Below are 24,422 nucleotides of genomic sequence, written 5' to 3' on the forward strand. Positions count from 1 at the left end.
CATCTGCCGGTCTTTCCGTCAGCCGTTCCAAGTCAGGCGACTGACTTGAACGCCAAGGCCAAGGAGCTGGCCGCGACGGGGTGGGCCGTACCTCCGGTGGGCGGGCCGGCCCCGCCCTCCCGATCGCGGGCCGGGGCGGCAGGGGACCGACCGGAGCGGAGGCCTGTTCGGGGGAACCGGCTCCCGAAGGCGCGTGCGGCGGCCGTGCCGGGTCACATCTCCTGCGTGACCGCCCTCCCCGTGATCCCGCCCATGCTCGCCACTCCCGGCCGGCTGCCGTCCGCCGCCCAGGACGCCCGGTGGGCCTACGAGACCAAGCAGGACGGCCAGCGGGCGGTTGTCTACCTGCCCGGCGACGGCAGCCTGCTGCTGCGCGCCCGGTCCGGCGAGGAGATCACCGCCGCCTACCCCGAGCTGCGCCCGCTGGCGAAGGCCCTGGGGCGGACCCCGGCGGTCCTGGACGGCGAGGTGCTGGCCGTCGACGAACACGGGCGCGCCGACTTCCAGTTGCTGCAGAGCCGGATGGGCCTGGCCCACGCCCCGGCCCGGGCGGCCCGGATGGCGGCCCGGATCCCGGTCCACCTGGTGCTGTTCGACGCGCTCCTGCTGTCGGACCCGCTGCTCACCATGGCCTACGCGGACCGCCGCGCGCGCCTGGAGTCCCTCTCCCTGGAGGGGCCGCACTGGTCGACGCCGAGGGCCGTCGTGGGGCATGGCGCGGAGGCGCTGCGGGCGACGCGGGAGCACGGTCTGGAGGGCGTGGTCTGCAAACGCCTCGACTCGGTGTACGAGCCGGGGGTCAGGTCCCGGGCCTGGATCAAGATCCGGAACCTGCGGGCGGAGGACGTGATCGTGGGCGGCTGGCTGCCGGGCAAGGGGCGGCTGACCGGCCTGCCGGGCGCGGTGCTGGTCGGCCAGCGGTCCGCCGACGGGCGGCTGCGGTACGTCGGCGGGGTGGGCACCGGCTGGAGTGCGGCGGAGCGGGCGGAACTGGCCGCGCTGCTGCGGGCGGCCGGGACCGACACGTGCCCGTTCGAGCCGGCGCCGCCGGTCCCGGGCGCCCGCTGGGTGGTGCCCCGGCTGGTCGGTGAGGTCAGCTACAGCACCCGGACCCGGGCCGGGCTGCTGCGCCAGCCGTCCTGGCTCCGGCTGCGCCCGGACCTCGCGCCGGAGGAGTCGGCGGCGGACCTGCCCGAGGACCCGCCGTAGGACCTGCCGTAGGACTCGCCGTTGGAGAGGCACTGGCCGCCCGGCGTCTGCGGACCGGACCGGACTGGACTGGACCGGACTGGACTGGACTGGACTGGACCGGACAGCCGACAGGATGTCGGAATCGGTGGCCGGCGGAAAGGTCTATCGTGTCCCCATGTCGGTACCCGAGTTGATCCGTATCGTCTCCCGCGACTCGCCGATGGCGCTCGCTCAGGTGGCCCGAGTCCGGGCCGAGTTGGCCGCGCTGTATCCGCAGGTGCGCACCGAGGTGGTGCCGGTGAAGACGACCGGCGACAAGTGGCTGGGCGCCCTGTCCCTGGTCGAGGGCAAGGGAGCGTTCACCAAGGAGGTGGACGCCGCGCTGCTGGCCGGTGCGGCCGACCTCGCCGTGCACTGCGTGAAGGACGTGCCCGCGGACCGGCCGCTGCCCGCCGGGACGGTGTTCGCGGCGTTCCTGAAGCGGGACGACATCCGCGATGCCCTCGTCCACCCGGGCGGGCTGACTCTGGACGAGCTCCCGCCGGGTACCCGGATCGGCACCTCCGCGGTCCGCCGGGTCGCCCAGCTGGCGGCCACCCACCCGCACCTGGAGTGCGTGCCCTTCCGGGGCAACGTCAACCGGCGGCTGGAGAAGCTGGCCGCCGGTGAGGCCGACGCACTGCTGGTGGCGATGTCGGGGCTGGAGCGGATCGGCCGCACGGACGTGCTCACCGAGGTGCTGGACCCGGAGACGATGATGCCGCCCATCGGCGCGGGCATCCTCGCCCTGCAGTGCCGGGAGGGCGACGCCGACCTGATCGACGCGGTGAGCGGGCTCGGTGACCCGGCCACCCACCGGGAGGCCACCGCCGAGCGGATGTTCCTGCACGTGCTGCAGGGCCACTGCAACAGCCCGATCGCCGGCTACGCCCGGGTCGACGGCGGCGGCGAACTGTCGCTGCGCGCCTGTGTGTTCACCCCGGACGGCAAGACCCGGCTGAACGCCCACGAGTGGGCGGGCCGCCTCGACCCGGCCACCCTCGGCACGTCGGTCGCGGTGGCGCTGCTGCGGCAGGGGGCACGGGAGATCATCGACGGTATCCCGCACTAGGCACTCCGCCGGATGGGGCCGGTTGTGTCGTCGTTCGGCTGCGGTGCCGTGGTGGCCGGTCGCGCGGTTCCCCGCGCCCCTGAGGGGCGCGTTGTCCTCAGGAGGTAGTGGGGCCGGGCTCTGTCTGGTCCTTGAGGAAGGCTGTCACCTGGTGGGACAGGCTGCCGGCGGACGGGCAGGCCGTGGCGGTGGTCGTCTCCAGGACCCCGATGCCGCCCGCCCAGAGCCGGCGTTCGGTCCACTCCTCGTCGACGCGCAGGTGGACCTGGATGTCCACCTGGGTCAGGGCGGCCTCCGGGGCCGCGGCGTAGAGGACGGCGGTCGCCCGGCGCAGCGGGTAGACGTCGAAGCCCTCGATGAACTGGGAGTTGCGCCAGTCGATGAACGCGCCCTCGCCGTCGGGACCGACCCGGACGTCGATCTGGCCGTCCTCCAGTTGCACGCCGAAGGGACCGGAGCCGCGGTTCTCGATGGTCACCCGGGCACTGAAGTACGTCAGCCCGGCCGCGGCGTCGTCCCGGCCGCGCGGCGGCTCGGACTCCTCCAGGCGGTGGACGCGGACCCGCAGACCGGCATGCTCGTCGTACTCGTGCCAGTCCCCGACCACGTTCGGCTCGTACACAGTGCCCCTCTCGACCCCCGCTGTTTATCTGTGTGCTCAGCGCACTGTCAAATGAGTGGAATGCGCTGTGGCCAGGGGGTTCGCCCGCTTTGATCGCTGATCAAGCGTTGCGCAGCGGTTATCCCGCCCCGGGGGTCCGGGGCGGGTCGCGGGCGCGTGCCGCACATCACGTCGGTGCCTCCCCGGCGCCCTGGCCGGCTCATCGGGCCAGGCGGCCGAGCAGCGAGGAGGCCGCGGCGACGCCGAGGGCGGCGGCGACCGCCAGCACGGCGAAGTCGAGGCCGAGGTGGGCGGGGGTGCCGAGCAGCAGGCCGCGCAGGGCGTCGACCTGGTAGCTCAGTGGGTTGATCTTGCTGACCACCTGGAGCCAGCCCGGCATGATCGCCACGGGGTAGAGGGCGTTGGAGCCGAAGAACAGCGGCATGGTGATCGCCTGGCCGATGCCCATCAGCCGGTCGCGGCTGAGGACGATGCCGGCGATGCTCATCGACAGGCAGGAGAAGAACGCCGAGGCCAGGACGACGGCCAGGGCCACGCCGAGGAGCTTCAGCGGGTTCCAGGTGAGAGAGACGCCGAGGATCGCGGCGATGACGATCACCACGACGGCCTGGATGAGGGACTTCACGCCGGCCGCGAAGGCCTTGCCCGTGATGAGGGCCGAGCGGGGGGTGGGGGTAACGAGGAGCTTGTTGAGGATGCCCGCGTCGCGCTCCCAGATGATCTGGATGCCGTAGAAGATCGCGATGAACATCGCGGACTGGGCGATGATGCCGGGTGCGAGGTAGTCGATGTAGGGGATGCCGCCGGTGGGTATCGCCCGTATGCGGGTGAAGGTCTGACCGAAGATCAGCAGCCAGAGGGCGGGCTGGATCGCACGGGTGTAGAGCTCGGTGCGGTCGTGGCGGAGCTTCTGCAGCTCCACGGCGCACATGGCGACGACCCGGGCGGGCAGCAGTCGCCAGCCGGAGCGGGGCCGGGGCGGGGTCAGGAGCAGGGACGTGCCCGTGCGCTCAGCCGACACGGTTCGCGGTGCGGCGGGTGCTTCGGACATCGCGGAAACCTCCTGACTGGTCGTCGAGGCCGCTGCCGGCCACGTCGCGGAAGACGTCTTCGAGGGTGGGCAGGACGTCGGTGCCCCGGCGTTCGGCGAGGCCGCGCCTGAGTTCGGTGGGGGTGCCGAGGGCGCGGATACGGCCCCGGTGCATCAGGCCGACCCGGTCGCAGTGCTGGTCGGCCTCGTCCATGTAGTGGGTGGTGACCAGGACGGTCATGCCGGTCGCCGCGCGTACGGAGTTGATCTGGTCCCACACGCCGGTGCGGGCGATCGGGTCGAGGCCGATGGTCGGTTCGTCCAGGATCAGCAGCCGGGGCGCGCTGACCAGCGCCTGCGCCAGTTCGAGGCGGCGGACCATGCCGCCGGAGTAGGTGCCGGCGAGCCGGTCGGCGGCGTCGGCGAGGTCGACGGCCGCCAGCGCCTCGGCGACCCGCGGGGCACGCTCGCGCCGGGGGACGTCGAAGACGCGGGCGAACAGCTCGACGTTCTCGCGTCCGGTGAGCCCGCTGTCGGCGGACAGCTGCTGCGGGACGTACCCGAGCAGCCGCCGCACGGCCATCCGCTCCCGGCCGGTGTCGTGGCCGAAGACGTGGACCATCCCGGCGGGGACGGGCAGCAGGGTGGTGATGCAGCGGATGGCGGTGGTCTTGCCTGCGCCGTTGGGGCCGAGCAGGCCGAAGACCTCGCCCTCGCCGACGCTGAGGTCGAGCCCGTCGACGGCCTTGGTCTCCCCGAAGGAGTAGGAGAGTCCGGTGCAGGCGACTGCGGCGGTGTCCGTTGTCATGATTCCCCGGTCTCCTCGTGCAGAGTGTCGGCCAGTCTGCGCAGCGCGGGAAGCGCCGCCCTGAGCGCCTCCTGGTCCGCCTCGTCCAGCCGGGTGACATGACCGGCGACGAGTTCCGCGCGACGGCGGTGCCAGTCGGCGAGCCGCTTCTCGGCGTCGTCGGTGAGCAGCAGCCGGGCGGCCCGGCGGTCGGCCGGGTCGGTCTCCCGGCGCATGAAGCCCTCCTTGACGAGCTGGTTGACCAGGGTCGACACCGAGTTGCTCGCCAGGTACAGCTCCTTGGCCGCGTCCGAGATGCCGATCCCCGGCCGGGACTCGACCAGGCGCAGCAGCTCCACCTCGGCGCCGCGCAGCCGCGGCCGGGTGAGCCCGCGGCGCAGTCTGCGGCGGATCAGCCGCTGGATGCCGACCAACGCGTCGGCGAGTTCTTCCGGAAAGGTCTCCGATTCCACACCTCGAAGATTACCTCTGCTACAGAGATATCTCTCCCAAGGGACGGTCAAGGGGTGATCCGACGGGAAGCGCATCCAAGAAATGGGAGTTGCTTCACCTTTGCCCGAATTGTTTTCCTGTGCGCCGTTCGGGGCATCCATAGGGAAGTGCTTCGGACCGGAGGCACGTGCGTGGGAGCCTGGTTCCGCCGGCCGCCCCCGTGTCCTCCCCAGGGTCCGAGCGCGTTTTCCTCCCACGGTGTCCGTCCACCAGCATCCGCCGAGGGAGGTGCGCATGATGCGTACCGCCTGCACACCCAGGTCCCGTCCCCACGACGACGCTCCTGACACGGCCCGGGCCTTCGTACGGCTGGCCGAACTGCCCGAGGGCCCGGAGCGCCGGGCGCTGCGGGACGAGCTGGTCGAGCTGTGGCTGCCCATGGCCGAGCGGATCGCCGTACGGTTCCGCGGCCGGGGCGAGACCCTGGAGGATCTCTACCAGGTCGCCGCGCTGGGGCTGGTGAAGGCCGTCGACCACTACGATCCCGCGCGCGGCCGGGCCTTCGAGGCGTACGCCGTGCCGACCATCACCGGGGAGATCAAGCGCCACTTCCGGGACCACATGTGGACCCTGCACGTGCCGCGCCGGGTCCAGGAGCTGCGCAACCGGGTCCGGAGCGCCCTCAGGGAGCTGGACCAGACGACCCCCGGGCGCCCGCCCACCGTGGCCGAGACAGCCGCCCTGGCGCAGCTCACCGAGGAGGAGGTGCGGGCCGGGATGGAGGCTCTGGAGTGCTACTCGGCGCTGTCGCTGGACGCGGAGGTGGCCGGCGGCGACGGTTACGCGCTCGGCGACACCCTGGGCGCCCCGGACCCCGGCTACGACCTGATCGTCGACCGCGCGGCCGCGGAGCCCTGCCTCCAGGGCCTGCCCGAGCGCGACCGGCTCATCCTCTACCTGCGGTTCTTCCACGGTATGACCCAGAGCCGGATCGCCGAGCAGCTGGGCATCTCGCAGATGCACGTCTCCCGCCTGCTGAGCGCCTGCTTCGACCGGCTGCGCGAGGAGCTGCTGTCCGAGAGCGGATGAGGGTCACCCGGCCGAGGGCGACGGCCGTCCCGATGGCCCGGCCCACCACGGCAGGGTCGGCGAAGGCCTCCTTGAGCTGGTCGATCTCCTCCTCCAGGCGGAGATCCGGTCCGGCTCGCTCTCTCCCGTCCACCCCTCGCGTCACCCGTCTGGCTCCGCGCCACCGGGGTACTCGGCAGGCATTCCCACCGCTTCCGGTTGGAGACTGGTGGCAGACCGGTCGCCCTGCCGGCCCCGACACCAGGACGCGAGTGCCATGAACGACGACACGCCTCCCCCCGGACCCGCGCAGACCGGACCCGCGCAGACGAAGCGGCCGGTGGTCTCCACGCACTCGGTCTTCGGTGCCCCGTGCTGGGTCAGCCTGACCAGCCGCGACCTGCAGACGACCGAGGACTTCTACAGCGCCGTGCTCGGCTGGCGATGGCGCAGTGTCAGGCTCGGCGACCACTTCCGGATCGCGCTGGCGGACGGGGTGCCGGTGGCGGGCATCGCCGCGGTCGCCGCGATGTGGCAGATGGCGGTGGCCTGGACCCCGTACTTCGCGGTGCCCGACGCGGACGAGGCGGTGGCCCGGGCCCGGGAGCGCGGCGGCACCCCGGCGGTGGGACCGCTGTCCTTCCCGCCCGGCCGGGCGGCGCTGATCGCCGACCGGGACGGTGCCGTCTTCGGCATCTGGGAGGGGGAACTGGTCTCCAACTGGGAGACCTGGCGGCAGGCCGCGCCGACCTTCATCCGCCTGCACACCCGCAACGCCTTCGACTCGGCGATCTTCTACGGCGAGGTACTCGGCTGGGCCTCGGACAAACCGGGCTGCTGCGAGGTCGAGTACGAGGGCGGCGAGGTGGTGCTGCGCAGCCGCGGCGACGCCGTGGCCCGTATCGACTCGGGGGCGGTGGAGGCGGCCCCCGATCCGTCGGTACGGCCGCACTGGCAGATCCACTTCGCCGTGTCCGACGTGGCGGCGTGCGCCCGGATCGCCGAGAAACACGGTGGCAGCGTGCTGAGCGAGGGGGACACCGAGGCGATCCTCCGGGATCCGGACGGTGCGCAGTTCACGGTGACGACGGCTCGCGGGGCGCGATAGCCGGTGCCGTCGTCGCCGGGTGCGGCGTGCTGGTCCGGCGCGGGTGCGGCGTGGCTGGTCGCGCGGATTCCCGCGCCCCTGCCGGGGCGCTCACCGCAGCGCCCTGCTTTTAGGGGCGCGGGGAACTGCGCGACCAACCCCCACGCCCCCGCACGCGTCGTGCTACCTCGACGGCCGCGACAGCACGACCATGCTCCGTGACTCCACACGCAACCGGGTGCCCGCCTTGCGCTCGCGTTCGTCCGGCACCCCCTCCGGGGCTGCCGTGTCGATGAGGGTCGTCCAGCGCTCGCCGTAGGAGTCGTCGGGGAGCCGGAAGTCAACCGGTTCCCAGTGGCTGTTGAGGAGCAGCAGGAACGAGTCGTCGATCAGCCGCCGCCCGTAGGGGTCGCGTTCGGCGATGGCGTCGCCGTTGAGGAAGACGCCGACCGAGTGCGCGTCGGGCCGCTGCCAGTCCCGGTCGGTCATCTCGCGGGCGTCCGGCAGCAGCCACACCAGGTCGGGCAGCGGCTGCCCGGGACGCGTGGTGGTCTCGCCGAGGAAGAAGCGCCGCCGGCGCAGCACCGGGTGGGCGGCGCGCAGACCGATGACGTACCGGGTGAAGTCGGCGAGGTTCTGCTGTTCCTCGGTCAGTTCCCAGTCGATCCAGGAGACTTCGTTGTCCTGGCAGTAGGCGTTGTTGTTGCCGCGCTGGGTACGGCCGAGTTCGTCGCCGTGGCTGAGCATCGGGATGCCCTGGGACAGCAGCAGGGTGGCGAGGAGGTTGCGCTGCTGGCGGGCCCGCAGTTCCAGCACGGCCGGGTCGGTGGTCTCGCCCTCCGCCCCGCAGTTCCAGGACCGGTTGTGGCTCTCGCCGTCCCGGTTGCCCTCGCCGTTGGCCTGGTTGTGCTTGTCGTTGTACGACACCAGGTCGCGCAGCGTGAAGCCGTCGTGCGCGGTGACGAAGTTGACGCTCGCCCGCGGCCGCCGCCTGCTGGCCTGGTACAGGTCGGAGGAGCCGGTGAGCCGGGAGGCGAACTCGCCCAGCGAGCCCGGCTCGGCGCGCCAGAAGTCCCGTACGGCGTCCCGGTAGCGGCCGTTCCACTCCGACCACAGCTGGGGGAAGTTGCCGACCTGGTAGCCGCCCTCCCCGAGGTCCCACGGCTCGGCGATGAGCTTGACCCTGCTGATCACCGGGTCCTGCTGGATCAGGTCGAAGAAGGCCGAGAGCCGGTCGACCTCGTGGAACTGTCTCGCCAGGGTGGCCGCGAGGTCGAAGCGGAAGCCGTCGACGTGCATCTCGGTCACCCAGTACCGCAGCGAGTCCATGATCAGCTGGAGCACGTAGGGGTGCCGCATCAGCAGGCTGTTGCCGGTGCCGGTGGTGTCGTAGTAGTGCGCCCAGTCGCCGTCGACCAGCCGGTAGTAGGAGGCGTTGTCGATGCCCCGGAAGGACAGGGTGGGGCCCATCTCGTTGCCCTCGGCGGTGTGGTTGTAGACCACGTCGAGGATCACTTCGAGGCCGGCCGCGTGCAGCGCCTTCACCATCGCCTTGAACTCGTTGACCTGCTGGCCCCGGCTGCCGAAGGCGCCGTACGCGTTGTGCGGGGCGAAGTAGCCGATGGTGTTGTAGCCCCAGTAGTTGGACAGACCCCGGTCCTGGAGCACCCCGTCCTGCACGAACTGGTGCACCGGCATCAGCTCGACCGCCGTGACACCGAGGGAGGTCAGGTGGTCGAGGACCGCCGGGTGCGCGAGTCCGGCGTAAGTGCCCCTGAGTCGTTCGGGCACCTCCGGGTGGGTGCGGGTCAGGCCGCGGACGTGGGCCTCGTAGATCACCGAGTCGGAGTAGGGACGGCGGGGCGGCCGGTCGTCGCCCCAGTCGAAGTAGGGGTCGGTGACCACGCCGAGCAGCGAGTGCCCGGCGCTGTCGGCCGGCGAGGGTCCGCCGGGGGTGCGCTCGTACAGGGAGGCGTGGTTGTCGATCTGGCCGTCTATGGCCCGCGCGTAGGGGTCCAGGAGCAGTTTCGCCGGGTTGCACCGGTGGCCGAGTTCGGGGTCCCAGGGGCCGGTCACCCGGTAGCCGTAGCGCTGTCCGGGCCCGACGCCGGGCAGGTAGGCGTGCCAGACGAAGCCGTCGACCTCGGTCATCGGCACCGTCGTCTCGGTGCCGGCGTCGTTCACCAGGACCAGTTCGACCCGCTCGGCGACCTCGCTGAACAGGGCGAAGTTGGCGCCCTGCCCGTCGAAGGAGGCCCCCAACGGGTAGGGGTGCCCGCTCCACACGGGCACCCCTTTCCGGGACTTCCTCGCCGTCACCGGGCGCCCTCCAGGACGCCGCCGGCGGATGCGGCCAACTGGGCGACGGGAAGAGCGCGCGGCACCTTGAGGACCCGGCGCAGCCGGGGCTCAGGACCGGTCGGGACCAGCGGGACACGCTCCCCGGACCGGGCGCGCTGCGAGAACCAGATGATCTTGCTGCCGGTCTCCGAGGCGCAGCACCCCCAGCCGTCGCTGGTCGCGGCGAGGTGCGCAAGGCACCCGCGCAGGTCCTGGTCGGGCCGGAGATCCCGGTCGTCGTCCCCGATCGCGGTGATGAGGTGCTGCCCGTTCCACCACATCTCGATGGACGTGTGTTTGTCCGTCGCGTGCTGGTCGATGGCGGTCAGCAGCAGTTCGGCACCGCGGCAGACAGGTTCCACGAGGTTGTCGAGATCCCAGTAACGCAGGTGGGCGGCCATTATGCGGCTGACCTGTCCCACCCGTTCCGGGCTGACCTCCACGTCGAGGTGGTAGTAGCAGGGCACTGCGGTCTTCATTGTCGCTTACTCCTCACCCGCGAAGCTCTCGCTCCCCCTCGCCCGTCCGGAAGTCCGTTCCGGAAGCGCAGCGTGAGCGCTGGTCGCTCCTGAGTCACCTTCACTGTGCGGGCGCTACGCCATTCGTGCAACACGAGAGGCGCACGGGACGAGCGGCACCTCCGGAGGTGGTTGAAGTTCCAACAAGACGCTCGGTCATCGCGCATGCACCATGAGTGAAAGCCTCGATTCGCCGTAACGGCTCCGTGGTCCTCCATGCCCGGACCCTCCCCCGATCCGGGGACACGTGCCCATTCGAGAGCGTCGGAAGGAAAGACACGGCCATGCTGCTACCCGCGAAGGCCGAGGTGGCCCGGCAGCTGCGGCGCTACCGGGCGTGGGAGCGCGTCATGCTCGCCTCGCCGCAGGACCGCGAGGTGCGGTCCACCTTCGAGGACTCGGGCTACACGCTGTGCGTCCTGATGGGCAAGCGCTGCGCCCGGGAGGCGGTGGACGCGGCCGAGCGCTACCTGCGCACCAGCCTCGTCACGTATGTGCGGGAACAGAACGGGCGGTCCCAGCTGAGCGGGAAGGTCCGGCCGGGACCGCCGGCGGAACGGCCTTCCGCGAGGCATTGATCCCGCAGGCGGACCGCGGGAAGACACCGGTCTTCCGGCACACTACGGACCGCGGAGCCGGGCCCCGGGCCCGGCTCCGCGAACGGCGGAGGTGAGACCCATGAAGGCGACTGAGGCCATCGGCCGCGTTCCGGTGCGTGACGTCCGGCCGGCCGTGGAGTGCGGCAGGCGGCCGGTGAAGGCGGTCCCCGGCGAGACCTTCCAGGTCACCGCCACCGTCTTCCGCGAGGGGCACGACGCCGTCGGCGCCAATGTGGTGCTGTGCGATCCCGACGGCCGGCCGGGCCCGTGGACGCCGATGCGGGAACTTGACTCCGGCACCGACCGCTGGGGCGCGGAGGTCACCCCGGACGCGACGGGCCGCTGGACATACCGCGTGGAGGCCTGGAGCGCACCGCTCGCCACCTGGCGGCAGCACGCCCGGGTGAAGATCCCGGCGGGTATCGACACGGGCCTGGTGCTGGAGGAGGGCGCCGAGCTCTACCGGCGGGCGGCCGACGGAGTCCCGGACGGACCCGGACGCGAGCGGGTCATCGCGGCGGCCCGGGCCCTGGGCGACGATTCCCTCCCCGTGCACACGCGGCTGGCGAACGCCCTGGCTCCCGAGGTCGACGAGATCCTGGCGCGGTATCCGCTGCGGGAGTTGGTGACCGCTTCGGAGCCGCTGCCGTTGCTGGTGGAGCGTGAGCGGGCGCTGTACGGCTCGTGGTACGAGTTCTTCCCGCGTTCGGAGGGCACGCCGGAGCGGCCGCACGGCACGTTCCGGACGGCGGCGCGGCGGCTGCCGAAGATCGCGGAGATGGGTTTCGACGTGGTCTATCTCCCGCCGGTCCACCCCATCGGGACCACCTTCCGCAAGGGCCCCAACAACACCCTGGAGGCGGGTCCCGAGGACGTGGGGGTGCCGTGGGCGATCGGCTCGCCCGAGGGCGGTCACGACGCCGTCCACCCGGACCTGGGCACGATCGAGGACTTCCGGTGGTTCGTGGCGGAGGCGGGCCGGCACGGGCTGGAGGTCGCGCTGGACTTCGCGTTGCAGTGCTCGCCGGACCATCCGTGGGTGGAGAAGCACCCGGAGTGGTTCCACCACCGGCCGGACGGCACCATCGCCTACGCCGAGAACCCGCCGAAGAAGTACCAGGACATCTATCCCGTCGCCTTCGACGCCGACATGGACGGGCTGGTCGCCGAGACGGTGCGGGTGCTGCGGCACTGGATGGAGTGCGGGGTGCGGATCTTCCGCGTGGACAACCCGCACACCAAGCCGGTGGTGTTCTGGGAGCGGGTGATCGCGGAGATCAACCACGAGGACCCCGATGTGATCTTCCTGGCCGAGGCCTTCACCCGGCCCGCGATGATGCGCACCCTGGCCCAGATCGGCTTCCAGCAGTCGTACACGTACTTCACCTGGCGCAACAGCAAACAGGAACTCACCGATTATCTGACGGAGTTGTCAGGCGAGTCGGCTGCCTGGATGCGGCCGAACTTCTTCGCCAACACCCCGGACATCCTGCACGCCTACCTCCAGCACGGCGGCCGGGCCGCCTTCGAGATCCGGGCCGTACTGGCCGCCACCCTCTCCCCCACCTGGGGCATCTACAGCGGCTACGAACTCTGCGAGAACACCCCGCTGAAGGAGGGCTCCGAGGAATACCTCGACTCGGAGAAGTACCAGCTCAAGCCCCGGGACTGGGCCCGCGCCGACACCGACGGCATCGCACCGCTCATCACCCGCCTCAACACCGCCCGGCGCCGTCACCCCGCGCTGCGGCAGCTGCGCAACCTGCGCTTCCACCACACGGACAACGACTCCGTCATCGCGTACAGCAAGCGCACCGGGCCGGACACGGTCCTGGTGGTCGTGAACCTTGATCCGCACCACACCCAGGAGGCCACGGTCTCGTTGGACATGCCGCAACTCGGCCTGGACTGGAACGCCGTCCTGTCTGTGCAGGACGAACTGACCGGTGAGACCTACTCATGGGGCAGGACCAACTATGTGCGCCTCACCCCCGGCCGGACGCCGGCGCACGTGCTCCAGGCAGGGCGGCCGACACCAGCGAACGGAGGGCCCAGCGCGTCATGACTGTCAACGACCCCGTCCCGGACACCTTCGAGGACACTCCCGTCAAGGACCGGGACCCGGACTGGTTCAAACGCGCCGTCTTCTACGAGGTCCTGGTCCGCTCCTTCCAGGACAGCAACGGCGACGGCATCGGCGACCTCAAGGGCCTGACCGCGAAACTCGACTACCTGCAGTGGCTCGGCGTCGACTGCCTCTGGCTGCCGCCCTTCTTCAAGTCCCCCCTGCGGGACGGCGGTTACGACGTCTCCGACTACACGGCCGTCCTCCCCGAGTTCGGCGACCTCGCCGACTTCGTGGAGTTCGTCGACGCCGCCCACCAGCGCGGCATGCGCGTCATCATCGACTTCGTCGTCAACCACACCAGCGACCAGCACCCGTGGTTCCAGGAGTCGCGGACCAACCCGGACGGGCCGTACGGCGACTTCTACATGTGGGCCGACGACGACAAGCAGTACCAGGACGCCCGGATCATCTTCGTGGACACCGAGGTCTCCAACTGGACGTACGACCCGGTCCGCAAGCAGTACTACTGGCACCGGTTCTTCTCGCACCAACCCGACCTCAACTACGAGAACCCGGCCGTCCAGGAAGAGGTGCTGGCGGCGCTCCGGTTCTGGCTGGACCTGGGCATCGACGGCTTCCGCCTCGACGCGGTGCCGTACCTGTACGCGGAGGAGGGCACCAACTGCGAGAACCTCCCCGCCACCCACGAGTTCCTCAGGCGGGTCCGCCGCGAGATCGACGCCATGTTCCCGGACACCGTGCTGCTGGCGGAGGCGAACCAGTGGCCTGAGGACGTCGTCGACTACTTCGGCGACTACGACAAGGGCGGCGACGAGTGCCACATGGCGTTCCATTTCCCGGTGATGCCGCGGATCTTCATGGCCGTCCGCCGGGAATCCCGCTACCCCGTCTCGGAAATCCTCGCCAAGACCCCCGCCATTCCCTCCGGCTGCCAGTGGGGCATCTTCCTGCGCAACCACGACGAGCTGACCCTGGAAATGGTCACCGACGAGGAACGCGACTACATGTGGGCCGAATACGCGAAGGACCCGCGTATGCGCGCCAACATCGGCATCCGCCGCCGCCTCGCCACCCTCCTCGACAACGACCGCAACCAGATCGAGCTCTTCACCGCCCTGCTCCTCTCCCTGCCCGGCTCGCCGATCCTCTACTACGGCGACGAGATCGGCATGGGCGACAACATCTGGCTCGGCGACCGCGACGCCGTACGCACCCCCATGCAGTGGACCCCCGACCGCAACGCCGGCTTCTCCTCCTGCGACCCCGGACGCCTCTACCTGCCGGCCATCATGGACCCCGTCTACGGCTACCAGGTCACCAACGTCGAGGCCTCCATGTCCTCGCCGTCCTCCCTGCTGCACTGGACCCGCCGCATGATCGAGATCCGCAAGCAGAATCCTGCCTTCGGACTGGGGTCCTACACCGAGTTGCAGTCCTCCAACCCGGCGGTGATCGCGTTCCTCCGCGAGTACGAGGACGACCTGGTCCTGTGCGTGCACAACTTCTCCCGCTTCGCGCAGCCCACCGAGCTCGATCTGCGGGCCTACGACGGCCGGCACCCGGTCGAGCTGATCGGCGGGGTGCGGTTCCCCGCCATCGGTGAACTGCCGTATCTGCTCACCCTCGCGGGGCACGGCTTCTACTGGTTCCGGCTCTCCCGAGTCGCCTCCCGCATCGGCCGTCGGCGCTGAGCGTGCGGAGCCGAGGAAAGGACGCGTCACGATGACGAAGACCGTTGAGCTGCCCCGGAGCACGGCGGCCGGACTCGACCGGCCACTGGTCTCGCTGGGCGGGCTGCTGCGCGACTGGCTGCCGCGGCAGCGCTGGTTCGCCGGCAAGGACCGGCCCGTCACCGAGCTGTCCGTGCTGTCCATGACCGAGCTCTTCCCCCACTGCCTGCACCTGCTGGTCCACGCCGACCACTCCCCCCACGGCAGCACCCCGTCCGGTGACTGCTACCAGCTCCTGCTCGGCGTCCGCGAGCACCGCGACCCCAGACTGGAGCGGGCCTACATAGGCCGGGCCGAGGACGGTCCGCTGGCCGGACTCGCGGTCTACGACGCCCTGCACGACCCGCGCGCCGCCGAACTGCTCCTGGAACGGCTGCGCATACCCGGCACGGCCGGCCCGCTGCGCTTCGAGACCGCCCCTGAGGCCCGGATACCCGGCGGACTCGCCCCGCGGCTGCTGGACGCCGAGCAGTCCAACTCCTCCCTGGTGTACGGCGACTCCTACATCCTGAAGGTGTTCCGGCGGATCCAGCCCGGCGTCAACCCGGACCTGGAGGTCCCCGGCGCGCTGGCCGCACAGGGCTGTGCGCGGGTGCCGGCGCCGGTGGCCTGGTTCCGCACCACCGAGCCGAGCCCGGCGACCCTCGGGGTGCTGCAGCCCTTCCTGCCGGGCGCGGCCGACGGCTGGACCCTGGCCCTGCGGGCGCTCGCGGCCGGGGACGACTTCACCACCGAGGCGCACGAGCTGGGCCGGGCCACCGCGGACGTGCATCTCGCGCTCGCCGCCGCCTTCCCGGCCGCCGTCCACGACGAACACAGCCGCACGGCCGAGGCGATGTCGGCGCGGCTGGCGGAGGCCGCGGACGCCGTGCCGGTGCTGCGCCCGTTCGTCCCCGGGCTGCGCGGCGCCTTCGAGGCGCTCACCACCTGTGACGCGGGGCCGCTCGCCCAGCGGATCCACGGCGATCTCCACCTCGGTCAGGTGCTTCGGGCGGACCACGAATGGTTCGTCATCGACTTCGAGGGCGAACCGTCCCGGCCGCTCGCCGAGCGGCGCAGCACCCAGTCGCCGGTGCGGGACGTCGCCGGGATGCTGCGCTCCTTCGACTACGCCGCCCGACAACGCCGCCCCTGGCGCCCGGAGTGGGCCCGCCGCTGCCGGGAGGCCTACTGCGCGGGTTACGCTGCGCGGGCCGGCTGGGACCCGCGCAAGAAGCACGCACTGCTGCGCGCCCACGAGACGGACCGCGCGGTGTACGAGGTGGTGTACGAAGCCCGGCACCGGCCGGCCTGGCTTCCGGTTCCGATGGCCGCGATCGAGCGGCTCGCCCGCTGGAGAGGCTGACGTCATGGCACTGCGCGAATCCTCGCTCCCGGAGCCCTCCGGCCCCTCCCGCCCCACGGCCCCGCCCCTGGACGCGGCCGACCGCGGGCGGCTGCTCGCGGGCACCCACCACGATCCGCACGCCGTGCTCGGCGCCCGCGTCGTGGACGGCGGCACCCTCTTCCGGGCCCTGCGCCCGCACGCCCGCGCCGTGAGCGTGCTGGCCGACGGGGTGCGCAGTCCCCTGGAGCCGGAGGACGACGGCCTGTTCGCGGCCGTGCTGCCCTTCGCCGAGGTTCCGTCGTACACCCTGCTCGTCGAGTACGAGGACGGGGAGCACGAGGTCCACGACCCGTACCGGTTCCTGCCCGCGCTCGGTGAGTTCGACCTGCATCTGATCCGGGAGGGGCGGCACGAGCAGCTGTGGAAGGCGCTCGGCGCCGAGCCGATGACCCATGACGGGGTGGCCGGCACCCGGTTCACGGTGTGGGCGCCGAACGCGCAGGGGGTTCGGGTGGCCGGGGACTTCACGTGCTGGGACGGCGCGCAGTTCCCGATGCGTTCGCTGGGCGCGGCCGGGGTGTGGGAGCTGTTCCTGCCGGGGGTGGGCGAGGGTGCCCGGTACAAGTTCGAGATCACCTCCCGGTACGGTGGCCGCTTCCTGAAGGCGGACCCGATGGCGCGGCGGACGGAGGTGCCGCCCGCGACGGCGTCGATCGTGACGGTGTCCCGGTACGAATGGACCGACGCGGAGTGGATGGCGCACCGGGGCGACGTCCCGGTGCACGAGGCGCCGTTCTCGGTGTACGAGGTGCACCTGCCGTCGTGGCGGCCGGGCCTGAGCTACCGTCAGCTGGCCGAGGAGCTGCCCGCGTACGTCGCCGACCTGGGCTTCACGCACGTCGAGTTCATGCCGGTCGCCGAGCATCCCTTCGGCGGCTCCTGGGGCTACCAGGTCACCGGCTTCTACGCGCCGACCTCCCGGCTCGGCACCCCCGACGACTTCAGGTACCTGGTCGACGCGCTGCACCGGGCCGGCATCGGCGTGATCATGGACTGGGTGCCGGCCCACTTCCCGAAGGACGACTGGGCACTGGCCCGCTTCGACGGGGACCCGCTGTACGAGCCGGGGGACGAGCGGCGGGCCGAGCATCCGGACTGGGGCACCTACGAGTTCGATCTCGGCCGGGTGGAGGTGCGCAACTTCCTGGTCGCCAACGCCGTGTACTGGTGCGAGGAGTTCCACGTCGACGGCCTGCGGGTGGACGCGGTCGCCTCGATGCTCTACCTCGACTACTCGCGGGACTCCGGCCAGTGGACGCCGAACGTGTTCGGCGGGCGCGAGGACCTGGACGCGGTGGCGTTCCTCCAGGAGATGAACGCGACCGTCTACCGGCGGGCGCCCGGGGTGGTGACCATCGCCGAGGAGTCCACCGCGTGGGGCGGGGTGACCCGGCCGACCGACAGCGGCGGGCTGGGCTTCGGGCTGAAGTGGAACATGGGCTGGATGCACGACTCGCTGGAGTACATCCAGCACGAGCCCGTGCACCGCAAGTACCACCACGACGAGATGACCTTCTCGATGGTGTACGCGTACAGCGAGAACTACGTCCTGCCCATATCCCACGACGAGGTCGTCCACGGGAAGCGCTCGCTGGTCTCGAAGATGCCCGGCGACTGGTGGCAGCAGCGCGCCAACCACCGCGCGTATCTGGCCTTCATGTGGGCCCATCCGGGCAAGCAACTGCTCTTCATGGGGCAGGAGTTCGCCCAGGGCGGCGAGTGGTCCCACGCCGACGGCCCCGACTGGTGGCTGCTCGACCCGGAGTACGGGGCCGAGGCCGATCACCGGGGTGTCCGGGATCTGGTCCGGGATCTCAACTCCGGGTACCGCGCGCACCCCGCGCTGTGGCAGCGGGACACCGATCCGGCGGGTTTCCAGTGGGTCGTGGGGGACGCGGCCGAGGACAACGTCTTCGCCTTCCTGAGGTTCGATGCCGAGGCCCGGCCGCTGCTGGCGGTCTCCAACCTCTCCCCCGTGGTCCGTCCCGGCTACCGGCTGGGCGTGCCCAAGGGGGCGCCGGTCTGGCAGGAGATCCTCAACACGGACAGTGCCCGGTACGGCGGCGGGGACGTCGTCAGCCGGGGGCCGCTGCTCGCCGACGACGGGGTCCTGCGGCTCACGCTGCCCCCGCTCGGCACGGTGTGGCTGGAGCCTGTCGCCCCGTAGCCCGCCGAGGACGGCGGCACGTGTTCACGCGGCCGGGTCCGGGCAGTCCGGGATGAAAGACCCCGCCGCGCCCGGTCGCGGCCCGGCCGGAGGGCGGATCCCCGTGCTGCGTACCGTCGGAGTGGAGGAAGAACTTCTGCTGGTCCACCCGGACAGCGGGGAGCCGATGCCCCGGTCGGCCGCCGTCGTCGACCGGGCCGCCCTGGACGATCCCGGGCAGGCCGTGTTCCAGACCGAACTGTTCGGGCAGATGCTGGAGCTCGCCACCAGTCCGCACCGGGACATGGCGGAGCTCGGCGCCGAGATAGTCGGCTGCCGCAAGGAGGCGGGCCGGCTGGCCGGCGAGTTCGGCTGCGCGGTGGCGGCGCTCGCCACCTGCCCGCTGCCGGTCGACCCGGCGCTCACCCGGCACGAGCGCTACCACTGGATGGCCGGGCGGTACGGCGCCGCCATGGTGGACTGGTTCGTCTGCGGCTGCCATGTGCACGTGTCGGTGGAGTCCGACGAGGAGGGCGTCGCCGTCCTCGACCGGATCCGGCCCTGGCTCCCGGTGCTGCGCGCGCTGAGCGTCAACTCGCCGTTCTGGCAGGGCCGGGACTCCGGTTACGCCAGCTTCCGCAGCCGGCTGTGGGCGCGCGGCCCGTCGGCGGGGCCGACCGAGCTGTTCGGCTCGCCCGAGGGGTACCGGCGGCGGGTCGCGGACATGGTGGCCAGCGGGGTCATCCTCGACGCGGGCATGGTCTACTTCGACGCCCGCCTGTCCACGCGCTACCCGACGGTGGAGGTCCGGGTGGCCGACGTGTGCCTGCGGGCGGACACCACCGTCCTCATCGCCACGCTGATCCGCGCGCTGGTGGAGACGGCCGGGCGTGACTGGCGGGCCGGGCGGCCGCCGCTCGACACCGGTGTGAGCATGCTGCGGCTGGCCTCCTGGCAGGCCGCCCGCCTGGGCCTGGAGCAGGATCTTCTCGACCCCGTGACCATGCGGCCGCGGCCCGCCGTGGAGGTGGTGCGGGCGCTGCTCGCGCACACCGCGGAGGCGCTCGCCGACAGCGGTGACACGGTGGGTGTCGAGGAGGCCGTCGCACAGCTGCTGCACAGGGGTACCGGCGCGCGCGAGCAGCGGTCGTTCCTGGAGCGCACCGGCAGTCTGCGGGACGTCGTGGTGGAGTGCGTGCGCCGCACCCAGGGCTGACTCCGGGCTGAGCTTTGTCATCGGGTGGAAAACGAGTTGACCGTTCCCGACACGAGCCGCACTCCCCTGGGCTAGATTCGACCCGCGTCGACAACAGTACCGATCGGGAGGGTAACCCTCCGTACATCCAGGAGCAGCGCATGCGCGACTACGCCCTCGCTCCGACGACCGCTTCGGCCCTGACCGGCGGGCTCGCCGACAGCGTCTTCGAGACGGCGGACCGGAACCCCACACTGCCGGTGCTGGCACGCCGGCCCGAGGGCACCGCCGCGGGCTGGGAGGAGGTCACCGCGGTCGAACTGCGGGACGGGGTGGTCGACCTGGCCAAGGGGCTGATCGCGTCGGGGATCTCGCCCGGGCAGCGGGTGGCCGTGATGGCGCGGACGCGCTACGAGTGGACGGTGTTCGGCCTCGCGCTGTGGTCGGTGGGGGCGGAGGTCGTCCCCATCCACCCGACGTCCTCCCGGGACCAGGTCGAGTGGATCCTGCGGGACGCCCGTTGTGTGGCCGTGCTGGTCGAGGACGAGCAGGCGGTGATGACCGTCGGCACCGTGTGCGAGGGGCTGCCGGGGCTCAAGCACGTGTGGCAGCTGGACGCGGGGGCGCTGCCCGAGCTGGTGCAGAAGGGCACGTTCGTCCCGCTGACCACGGTGGAGTCGCTGCGCCGGATCGTGATGCCCGACTCGACGGCGGCCATCACCTACACCTCGGGCACCTCGGGCCGTCCGCTGGGCTGCGCGCTGAGCCACCGCGGGCTCGCCTCCCCGTGCGACACCCTGCTGGCGGGCTGGGGGCACACCGCGGCACGCCCCGGCGAGCAGGCCTCCGTCCTGGCCTTCCTGCCGTTCTCGCACGTGTACGGCCTGATGATCATGGTGATCTGTCTGCGCGGCGGGATCCTGATGGGCCACGAACCGGAGATGACCGAGGCCGCGCTGGCCACGGCGCTGGCCACGTTCCGGCCGACCTATCTGTACGCCGTGCCGTCGGTGCTGGAGAAGCTGTACAAGACTTTCCTGCGCACCTCCCAGCAGCACGGCCGGGGCGCCCTGTTCGAGCGGGCCGCGGAGACCGCGCGGGACTTCGCCGCGGCCACGGAGCGGCAGCGGCTGGGCACCGGGGCGGGCCCGGGCTTCGACCTGCGGCTGCAGCACGCCCTGTACGAGCGGACGGTGTACCGCAAGCTGCGCGCCGCACTCGGCGGCCGGGTGCTGCGGGCCACGTCCGGCGGCTCCTCGCTCAGCCGGGAACTCACCCTCTTCTACGAGGGCATCGGCATGTACGTCCATGACGGGTACGGCCTCACCGAGTCCAGCGGCGGGATCACCATGCAGCCGCTGGGCCGGGAGAAGTCGGGCACGGTCGGCCAGGCCCTGCCGGGCACCCAGATCCAGGTGGCCGACGACGGCGAGATCCTGGTGCGCGGCCCGTCGGTGTTCCAGGGGTACGTCGGCGACGACTACGCGACCCGGGCCGCGCTGCGCGGCGGCTGGCTGGCCACCGGGGACATCGGCCGGCTGGACTCGGAGGGCTATCTGACCATCACGGGCCGCAAGAAGGACATCATCATCACGAGCAGCGGCAAGAGCGTGGCCCCGGCCCCGCTGGAGCAGCGGTTGCGGATGCACCCGCTGGTGCACCAGGCGGTGGTCGTCGGGGACGACCGGCCCTGTGTGGGCGCGCTGATCACTCTGGACCCGGACTTCCTCGCGCACTGGCGGGGGGCGCTGGCCGTGCCGGGCGACTCACCCGGGCGGGAGGCGCGCGAGGAGAACGCGCTGCGCGAGGAGATCGCCCGCGCCATCGCGTCCGCCAACAGCGCGGTCTCCCGCGCCGAGTCGATCCGGGTCTACCGGGTGCTCCAGGAACCGTTCGCCCCGGGCAACGGCATGCTGACACCGTCGATGAAGCTGCGCCGGGACGCGATAGCACGCCACTACGCGGCCGAGATCGACGCCATGTACCAGGCCCGCTCGCAGGCGGTACGCCGCCCGGGCCAGCCGGAACCGGCCGACTGGGACGATTCGGACAACGTGTTCCGGTGAACGGATCACGCTTATCCGCCGCCATGGTGGGAACTCGCCGCGAAGAAGAAGAGACCAGCGCGACGAGGACACCCTTTCGGGACTGAGAGAGACGAGATGGGGACCGGACCACGGCGGGACGACGGACGATCCGCGCAGGAGACCGACGGATGTACGGTCCCCTTCCCGGGCCGACTGAGCGATGTGACCGGTGCGAGGCTCGCCGCCGACGGCTACCTGGCCGGTATCGCCCGCACCTCGCCGCCCACGCATCCGGACTGCTGGAACGACATTTTGCTGGTCGTGACGGAACTGGCCGCCAATGTGGTCCAGTATGCGCCGGGCCCCTTCGAACTGCGCATGCGCCGCACGTACGACGGGGTCCACGTCACGATGCACGACTCCAGCCAGGTCCGGCCCGAGCCGCGGCCCTTCCACCCGGACGGGGGCGGGGGCGGCGTCGGCTGGCACCTGCTGCACACGCTGTGCGACCAGGTCAGCGTGGTCGTCACCGCGGACGGCAAGGACGTCCACGCCTTCCTGCCCTGGTGAGGACGGCCCGGTGCGGGCGGGTGCGGTCACCCGGGCAGGTGCGCGACCACCCCGAACATCGTCACCGACATGTGCACCGCGCCCCGCTCGGCCGCCTCGGCGAGATCGGCGTACAGGGTGTCCCGCTGTTCCCCGGTCACGGCGCCGGTGCGCACGGCGGCCTCGGCGAGCATGCGGATCAGCGGCCAGGCGACCGCGTCGTGGTCCTGGAGCAGGGCCTGCGAGCCGCGGTCGTCCACCGCGAACCCGGCCGCGCTGAGCTGGCCGACCAGGCGGCGCCCCGAGTAGGGGTTGGCGCCGTTGAGTGCGGCCGATGTCAGGGCACGTACCACCGCGGGGTCGCCGGGGTGCAGGAGGGTGGTGCCCCAGTCGGTGTCGAGTACCGCCACCCGGCCGCCGGGGCGCAGCACCCGGGCCATCTCGGCGATCGCCCGGTCGGGCTCGTGGAGGTGCTGGAGAACCCGCTCGCACCACACGACGTCCATCGAGCCGTCCGGCACGGGCAGCGCCTCCGCCTCGCCCTGCAGGAAGCGGGCCCTGCTGTCGGCGGAACGCTCCTCGGCGACCGCGCGCAGACTCGGGTTGACCTCCACGCCGACGGCGACACCCTCCGGGCCGAGGGCGGCGGCCAGGGCCCGGGTCTGCGAGCCGGTGCCGGACCCGACGTCGAGGAGCCGCTCGCCGGGCCGCACCGCCAGCGCCTCCTCGGCCCACGCGCGCAGCCGCCGCACCCCGGGGTTGGCGTCCTGGGAGTCCAGGGCGGCCACCAGCGGGGTGACACGGTCGGGGTCGATGTGCCGCTTCTGGAAGCCCGTTCCGGGCTGAGTCTGCGCCATGGCGGGCACTCTACTGGCGTACGAGATCGCGGCGGGACGGCCTTTCATCGGACAGAAGTCCGGCGCATATCTGTACGACGGCCGGTTTCTCCCGGCGATCCAGGGGCATGCTGGAGCCCACGCGTTCGTCTGCCTGCTCCGCCCGGCTGGCGGAACGGCGTCGGGCACGGTGGGATCGATGTGGTGCGAAGCAAGCGTTCCTGGGCACGCGGACGGCGTCGAGCCGAACGGCCTGGAGCAGCGGAAAGGGAAACACCGTGACACGACCCAGGATCCTGGTGGTGGGCGCAGGCTTCGCCGGAGTGGGGTGCGTGCGCCGACTGGAGCGGAAACTCTCGCCCGAGGAGGCGGACATCACCCTGGTCTCGCCGACCTCCTACCAGCTCTACCTGCCCTTGCTGCCGCAGGTCGCCTCGGGGGTGCTGACGCCCCAGTCGATCGCCGTCTCGCTGCGCCGCAGCAAGCGGTACCGCACCCGGATCATCCCGGGCGGCGCCATCGGCGTGGACCTGAAGTCCAAGGTGTGCGTCGTCCGCACCATAACCGACCGGCTGGTCGACGAGCGGTACGACTACATCGTGCTGGCCCCGGGCAGTGTCACCCGCACCTTCGACATTCCCGGTCTGACCGAGCACGCGTTCGGGATGAAGACCCTCGCCGAGGCCGCCTACATCCGCGACCACGTCATCGCCCAGCTCGATCTCGCCGACGCCAGCGACGACCCGGCCGAACGCGCCGCGCGGCTGCAGTTCGTGGTGGTCGGCGGCGGCTACGCGGGCACCGAGACCGCGGCCTGTCTGCAGAAGCTCACGCACGCGGCCCTGAACCGCTACCCGAACCTGGACCCGAAGCTGATCAAGTGGCACCTGATCGACATCGCCCCGAAGCTGATGCCGGAGCTCGGCGACAAGCTCGGCCGCAGCGCGCAGGAGGTGCTGCGCCGCCGCGGCGTGGACGTCTCCCTCGGGGTGTCGATCGAGAAGGCCGGTGCCGAGGAGGTCACCTTCACCGACGGGCGGGTGGTGCCCACCCACACGCTGATCTGGACGGCCGGGGTGGTCGCCAGCCCGCTGATCGCCACGATGGGCGCGGAGACGGTACGGGGGCGGCTCGCGGTCACCGCCGAGATGACGCTGCCCGGCCACGACGGGGTGTTCGCGCTCGGCGACGCGGCGGCCGTACCGGACAAGGCGAAGGAGGAGCCGGGCGCGGTCTGCCCGCCGACCGCGCAGCACGCCATGCGGCAGGGCAAGGTGGTCGCCGACAACGTCATCGCGGCGCTGCGCGGCCAGGCGCTCCGCCCGTACGTGCACAAGGACCTGGGGCTCGTGGTGGACCTCGGCGGCAAGGACGCGGTCTCCAAGCCGCTCGGCATCGAGCTGCGCGGACTGCCCGCCCAGGCGGTGGCCCGGGGGTACCACTGGTCGGCGCTGCGCACCAACGTGGCCAAGACCCGGGTCGCCACCAACTGGCTGCTGAACGCGCTGGCCGGCGACGATTTCGTGCGCACGGGCTTCCAGTCCCGCAAACCGGCCCGGCTCAAGGACTTCGAGTACACGGACACCTATCTGACGCCCGAGCAGGTGCGGGCGCGCGTAGAGGGACCCGAGGACCCCGGCAGTTCGCCGGCGTGACG

General features: G+C 71.7%; 20 protein-coding genes. 13 read left to right on the forward strand and 7 right to left on the reverse strand.

Annotation, left to right across the window (positions count from 1 at the left end; all coding sequences use genetic code 11):
* The first annotated feature begins 252 nt into the window (after positions 1–252).
* Both BLW82_RS02255 and hemC read left to right on the forward strand, forming a co-directional pair.
* A complete protein-coding gene (locus BLW82_RS02255; protein ID WP_093507799.1) occupies positions 253–1,209 on the forward strand; it encodes an ATP-dependent DNA ligase in 957 nt (318 codons plus the stop codon).
* Between the two features lie 157 nt (positions 1,210–1,366).
* Positions 1,367–2,302, forward strand: a complete 936-nt coding sequence (gene hemC / locus BLW82_RS02260; RefSeq protein WP_093497207.1) for a hydroxymethylbilane synthase — start codon at positions 1,367–1,369, stop codon at positions 2,300–2,302.
* A 97-nt stretch (positions 2,303–2,399) separates the two neighbouring features.
* On the opposite strand, the gene BLW82_RS02265 is transcribed toward hemC, so the two are convergent.
* The 4 genes from BLW82_RS02265 to BLW82_RS02280 all read right to left on the reverse strand — a co-directional run bounded on the left by BLW82_RS02265 (position 2,400) and on the right by BLW82_RS02280 (position 5,214).
* Positions 2,400–2,924, reverse strand: a complete 525-nt coding sequence (locus tag BLW82_RS02265; protein ID WP_093497208.1) for a hypothetical protein — start codon at positions 2,922–2,924, stop codon at positions 2,400–2,402.
* A gap of 199 nt (positions 2,925–3,123) precedes the next feature.
* A complete protein-coding gene (locus BLW82_RS02270; RefSeq protein ID WP_093497209.1) occupies positions 3,124–3,975 on the reverse strand; it encodes an ABC transporter permease in 852 nt (283 codons plus the stop codon).
* Positions 3,935–4,762: an ABC transporter ATP-binding protein gene (locus tag BLW82_RS02275; protein WP_093497210.1), complete on the reverse strand. Its 828-nt coding sequence runs from the start codon at positions 4,760–4,762 to the stop codon at positions 3,935–3,937. The genes BLW82_RS02270 and BLW82_RS02275 overlap by 41 nt, the downstream gene beginning before the upstream one ends.
* Entirely contained in the window at positions 4,759–5,214 is a 456-nt protein-coding gene (locus BLW82_RS02280) for a MarR family winged helix-turn-helix transcriptional regulator (protein ID WP_093497211.1), read from the reverse strand. The genes BLW82_RS02275 and BLW82_RS02280 overlap by 4 nt, the downstream gene beginning before the upstream one ends.
* 277 nt (positions 5,215–5,491) lie before the next feature.
* On the opposite strand from BLW82_RS02280, the gene BLW82_RS02285 reads away from it, so the two are divergent.
* Positions 5,492–6,283: an RNA polymerase sigma factor SigF gene (locus BLW82_RS02285; protein WP_093507800.1), complete on the forward strand. Its 792-nt coding sequence runs from the start codon at positions 5,492–5,494 to the stop codon at positions 6,281–6,283.
* Between the two features lie 256 nt (positions 6,284–6,539).
* Positions 6,540–7,370, forward strand: coding sequence for a VOC family protein (locus BLW82_RS02290; RefSeq protein WP_177232806.1), 831 nt, complete (start codon positions 6,540–6,542; stop codon positions 7,368–7,370).
* A 162-nt stretch (positions 7,371–7,532) separates the two neighbouring features.
* Here BLW82_RS02290 and glgX read toward each other — a convergent pair whose 3' ends face one another.
* Entirely contained in the window at positions 7,533–9,641 is a 2,109-nt protein-coding gene (gene glgX / locus BLW82_RS02295; RefSeq protein WP_093497212.1) for a glycogen debranching protein GlgX, read from the reverse strand.
* A 23-nt stretch (positions 9,642–9,664) separates the two neighbouring features.
* Positions 9,665–10,168, reverse strand: coding sequence for a pep a2 (locus BLW82_RS02300; protein WP_093497213.1), 504 nt, complete (start codon positions 10,166–10,168; stop codon positions 9,665–9,667).
* A gap of 323 nt (positions 10,169–10,491) precedes the next feature.
* Between BLW82_RS02300 and BLW82_RS02305 the strand changes: the two genes are divergently transcribed.
* From BLW82_RS02305 to BLW82_RS02340, 8 genes are all read left to right on the forward strand, one after another.
* Positions 10,492–10,785: a DUF5133 domain-containing protein gene (locus BLW82_RS02305; protein WP_093497214.1), complete on the forward strand. Its 294-nt coding sequence runs from the start codon at positions 10,492–10,494 to the stop codon at positions 10,783–10,785.
* 100 nt (positions 10,786–10,885) lie between these two features.
* Positions 10,886–12,871 carry an alpha-1,4-glucan--maltose-1-phosphate maltosyltransferase gene (locus tag BLW82_RS02310; protein WP_093497215.1) on the forward strand — a complete coding sequence of 662 codons (1,986 nt, stop codon included), beginning with the start codon at positions 10,886–10,888 and terminating at the stop codon, positions 12,869–12,871.
* Positions 12,868–14,586 (forward strand): maltose alpha-D-glucosyltransferase, encoded by a 1,719-nt coding sequence (gene treS, locus BLW82_RS02315; RefSeq protein WP_093497216.1) that lies wholly within the window; start codon positions 12,868–12,870, stop codon positions 14,584–14,586. The genes BLW82_RS02310 and treS overlap by 4 nt, the downstream gene beginning before the upstream one ends.
* A 31-nt stretch (positions 14,587–14,617) precedes the next feature.
* Positions 14,618–15,970, forward strand: a complete 1,353-nt coding sequence (locus tag BLW82_RS02320; RefSeq protein WP_093497217.1) for a maltokinase N-terminal cap-like domain-containing protein — start codon at positions 14,618–14,620, stop codon at positions 15,968–15,970.
* 4 nt (positions 15,971–15,974) lie between these two features.
* Complete coding sequence (gene glgB / locus BLW82_RS02325; RefSeq protein ID WP_093497218.1) at positions 15,975–18,179, forward strand: 1,4-alpha-glucan branching enzyme; 2,205 nt, start codon at positions 15,975–15,977, stop codon at positions 18,177–18,179.
* Between the two features lie 106 nt (positions 18,180–18,285).
* On the forward strand, positions 18,286–19,374 hold the full coding sequence (locus BLW82_RS02330) for a glutamate--cysteine ligase 2 (protein ID WP_093507802.1): 1,089 nt from the start codon (positions 18,286–18,288) through the stop codon (positions 19,372–19,374).
* 140 nt (positions 19,375–19,514) lie between these two features.
* Positions 19,515–21,419 carry an AMP-dependent synthetase/ligase gene (locus BLW82_RS02335; protein WP_093497219.1) on the forward strand — a complete coding sequence of 635 codons (1,905 nt, stop codon included), beginning with the start codon at positions 19,515–19,517 and terminating at the stop codon, positions 21,417–21,419.
* Between the two features lie 96 nt (positions 21,420–21,515).
* A complete protein-coding gene (locus BLW82_RS02340; protein WP_093497220.1) occupies positions 21,516–21,950 on the forward strand; it encodes an ATP-binding protein in 435 nt (144 codons plus the stop codon).
* 26 nt (positions 21,951–21,976) lie between these two features.
* On the opposite strand, the gene BLW82_RS02345 is transcribed toward BLW82_RS02340, so the two are convergent.
* Positions 21,977–22,786, reverse strand: coding sequence for a methyltransferase domain-containing protein (locus tag BLW82_RS02345; protein WP_093507803.1), 810 nt, complete (start codon positions 22,784–22,786; stop codon positions 21,977–21,979).
* Between the two features lie 257 nt (positions 22,787–23,043).
* Between BLW82_RS02345 and BLW82_RS02350 the strand changes: the two genes are divergently transcribed.
* Positions 23,044–24,420 carry an NAD(P)/FAD-dependent oxidoreductase gene (locus tag BLW82_RS02350; protein ID WP_256215603.1) on the forward strand — a complete coding sequence of 459 codons (1,377 nt, stop codon included), beginning with the start codon at positions 23,044–23,046 and terminating at the stop codon, positions 24,418–24,420.
* The last annotated feature ends 2 nt before the right edge of the window (positions 24,421–24,422 follow it).

This window comes from Streptomyces sp. Ag109_O5-10, from assembly GCF_900105755.1.
GTDB lineage: Bacteria > Actinomycetota > Actinomycetes > Streptomycetales > Streptomycetaceae > Streptomyces.